A 3,411-nucleotide genomic window follows, 5' to 3' on the forward strand; every position below is an offset into this window, starting at 1 on the left:
ATCTTGGGGCCTGCCGCCGATGGATCCGCATATCATTACGGCGCGTGCCTACGAGCCGTTTATCGAACTCCTGCGGGCGAATATGCAAAACTGCGGCGCGCTGCGCATCGATCATGTCATGTCGATGCTGCGGTTGTGGTGGATCCCCTACGGTGAAACCGCCGACCACGGCGCCTATGTTCACTATCCGGTCGACGACCTGTTGTCGATTCTGGCGCTGGAAAGTCAGCGTCACCATTGCATGGTGATTGGTGAAGACCTGGGTACCGTTCCGGTGGAGATTGTTGGCAAACTGCGAACCAGCGGCGTGTACTCTTACAAAGTGCTCTATTTCGAGAACGACCATGAGAAGAACTACCGTGCGCCGAAAGCGTATCCGGAACAATCAATGGCTGTCGCGACGACGCATGATCTTCCTACGCTCAAAGGTTATTGGGACAGCGGTGATTTGACGCTGGGCAAAGCGCTGGGACTGTATCCTGATGAAGTGGTGCTGCGCGGACTGTATCAGGACCGTGAGCGGGCGAAACAAGGGCTATTAGATGCGCTGCACAAGTACGGTTGCCTGCCAAAACGTGCCGGGCGTAAAGCTTCGCTGATGGCGATGACGCCGATGCTCAATCGGGGGATGCAGCGTTATATCGCCGACAGTAACAGTGCGTTATTAGGGTTGCAGCCGGAAGACTGGCTGGATATGGCGGAACCGGTCAACATTCCGGGGACCAGTTCAGAGTACAAAAACTGGCGTCGTAAGCTCTCCGTGACTCTTGAAGCGATGTTTGCCGATGAACGGGTGAACAAGCTGATTAAGGATCTGGATAAACGGCGAAAAGCGGCAGCGAAGAAGACGTAAAAATAAAGAACCCGCCAACTGGCGGGTTCTTTTTAGCGTTAAACCACCGTTCCCAGCAGCAGACAGCCAATCAGTCCGCAGACAGAGATAATGGTTTCCAGCATCGACCAGGACTTGATAGTCTCGCCGATTGTCAGGTTAAAGTACTCTTTGAACAGCCAGAAGCCAGGGTCGTTTACGTGAGAGAAGATAACGCTACCGGAACCGACAGCGATAACCATCAGCTCAGGGCTGACGCCGGTGGTCGCGATCAGCGGTGCGACAATCCCACCCGCCGTAATTGCGGCAACGGTAGCAGAACCCAGCGCGATACGCAGAACGGCGGCGATAGACCATGCCATCAGCAGCGGAGAGATATTGGTTTCGTGCATCATGGACGCAATGTATTTGTCCACGCCGCTGTCGACCAGCACCTGCTTGAACGCACCGCCACCGCCGATGATCAACAGCATCATCGCGATAATTTTGATGGAAGAGGTCAGCGTATCGTTAATCTGATCCATGGAACGGCCACGGTTCAGACCGAAGGTGAACAGGGCGATCAGGACTGCAATCAGGGTTGCCATCACCGGGTCACCAAAGAACTCGGCAACAGGCAGGAACGCATGGCCTTTCGGCAGGATCATCTCTGCAATAGCGCGCATTGCCATCAGTACCACCGGAACCAGTGAGGTCCAGACGCTGACGCCAAAGCTCGGCATCTCTTCTTCCGTGAAGGTTTTCGCGCTGTACAGACCTTCCGGGATCGGCTTATCGATGCCTTTCAGGCAGCGAGCGAAGACCGGACCCGCCAGAATGACGGTCGGGATTGCCAGGATCGTACCAAACAGCAGGGTTTTACCCATGTCGGCATGGAAAATGGTCGCGATAGCGGTCGGGCCTGGGTGCGGGGGCAGGAAGCCGTGCGTGACGGAGAGCGCCGCAGCCATCGGAACACCGACATACAGCAGCGGGATGTTAGCCGCGGCGGCAATAGTGAACACCAGCGGCAGCATCAGCACAAAGCCCACTTCGTAGAACAGGGCAAAACCGACGGTGAAACCGGTTAATACCACGGCCCACTGAATGTGTTTCTTACCAAATTTCGCAATCAGCGTGGTGGCGATACGTTGCGCACCCCCGCAGTCTGCCAGCATTTTGCCGAGCATGGCACCAAAGCCCATAATCAGGGCAAGACTTCCCAGGGTGCCGCCGACACCCGCTTTGATGGAGCCAATGACTTTATCGAGCGGCATTCCTTGCATCAATCCAACCGCAAGCGCCACCAGGACGAGAGCGATGAAACCGTTCATTTTGAAGCGGATCATCAGGAGTAATAACAAAATTACACCGATAGCAACGATGACTAATGGCATGATTTACCTGGCCTTTCAATTTGTTATGGGTAACGTCAATGTTTTGACGACAAACTACGTTTGTCCCAACCGGGAACAGAGACGTAACGGCACCTCGACGGATTACCCTTAAAACTATCTAGTTTAGTCGGATGTGATGTGTGTGTTTGGTGCCCATATGAATGATACGGGTAACATAGGGTGATTGAGAATCACCCCGGCAGGCAAAATTTAAATTATGCGAGGCAGGTCAAATTATCGAAGAGGATATTGCAAAAGACGCAAAGAGGGGCGCTATGCCCGATAAGCGTTAGCGCCATCGGGCATACGCGAGCAGCGAACTTAGTAGTAGGAGTGTTCGCCGCGCTGGTGTTCGGTCAGGTCGCGAACGCCTTTCAGTTCCGGGAACTCGTTCAGCAGCTGCTTCTCGATCCCTTCTTTCAGGGTCACATCGACCATGGAACAGCCGTTACAGCCGCCACCAAACTGCAGAATGGCGTAGCCTTCGTCGGTGATCTCCATCAGAGAGACACGACCACCGTGACCGGCAAGCTGCGGGTTGATTTGCGACTGGAGCATATACTCCACGCGTTCCATCAGCGGCGCATCGTCAGCCACTTTACGCATTTTCGCGTTCGGCGCTTTTAGCGTCAGTTGGGAACCCAGTTGATCGGTCACGAAATCGATCTCAGCGTCTTCCAGATAGGGCGCGCTCAGCTCATCAACATAAGCGGTCAGCAGGTCAAATTTCAGGGCAGTGTCGGTTGCTTCCACGGCGTCCGGCGGACAATAAGAAACGCCACATTCAGCGTTAGGCGTACCGGGATTAATCACAAATACACGGATTTGTGTCCCTTCTTCCTGATTTGCCAGCAGTTTGGCAAAGTGCGCTTGTGCAGCATCGGAAATACGGATCATAGTAATGGCCTAATAGTTGACTATTTTAGTTGGTTATAATACGCCCATCATCGAGGCTCTACAAGGTTCGACACAGGCACCATACCTGGACAGTCGCCGCGCCGTTGCGTAAAAGCAGCTGTGCGATCTCCGCGACGGTACTCCCGGTCGTGATGACATCATCCACAACAACCATATGGAGTCCCTTCACCGGTAATTCAAGGCGAAAGGCATTTTTCAGGTTGCGCTTGCGCAATCTGGCACTGAGATGGTGCTGAGTGGCGGTAGGGCGAATGCGCGTAACGCTTCGACTGTCCCAGGGACAGC

Annotated in this window: 4 protein-coding genes; 1 reads left to right on the forward strand and 3 read right to left on the reverse strand. The window is 54.1% G+C overall.

The window, feature by feature from the left end; genetic code table 11:
• On the forward strand, window positions 1-853 hold an 853-nt coding region (gene malQ, locus AB7E14_RS21885; RefSeq protein WP_428169953.1), incomplete at its 5' end, for a 4-alpha-glucanotransferase.
• 38 nt (window positions 854-891) lie between these two features.
• Here malQ and gntT read toward each other — a convergent pair.
• From gntT to AB7E14_RS21900, 3 genes are all read right to left on the reverse strand, one after another.
• Window positions 892-2,208 carry a gluconate transporter gene (gene gntT / locus AB7E14_RS21890; RefSeq protein WP_042998433.1) on the reverse strand — a complete coding sequence of 439 codons (1,317 nt, stop codon included), beginning with the start codon at window positions 2,206-2,208 and terminating at the stop codon, window positions 892-894.
• A 321-nt stretch (window positions 2,209-2,529) separates the two neighbouring features.
• Entirely contained in the window at window positions 2,530-3,105 is a 576-nt protein-coding gene (nfuA, locus tag AB7E14_RS21895) for a Fe-S biogenesis protein NfuA (RefSeq protein WP_042998432.1), read from the reverse strand.
• A gap of 58 nt (window positions 3,106-3,163) precedes the next feature.
• On the reverse strand, window positions 3,164-3,411 hold a 248-nt coding region (locus tag AB7E14_RS21900; RefSeq protein ID WP_428169954.1), incomplete at its 5' end, for a phosphoribosyltransferase family protein.

The sequence above is a fragment of the Citrobacter sp. genome (assembly GCF_050252275.1).
In the GTDB taxonomy this organism is placed as follows: domain Bacteria; phylum Pseudomonadota; class Gammaproteobacteria; order Enterobacterales; family Enterobacteriaceae; genus Citrobacter_A; species Citrobacter_A amalonaticus.

Coding starts and splice junctions, on each gene's coding strand:
- gntT (WP_042998433.1), bottom strand. CDS start 2,208: ATGCCATTAGTCATCGTTGCTATCGGTGTAATTTTGTTATTACTCCTG.
- nfuA (WP_042998432.1), bottom strand. CDS start 3,105: ATGATCCGTATTTCCGATGCTGCACAAGCGCACTTTGCCAAACTGCTG.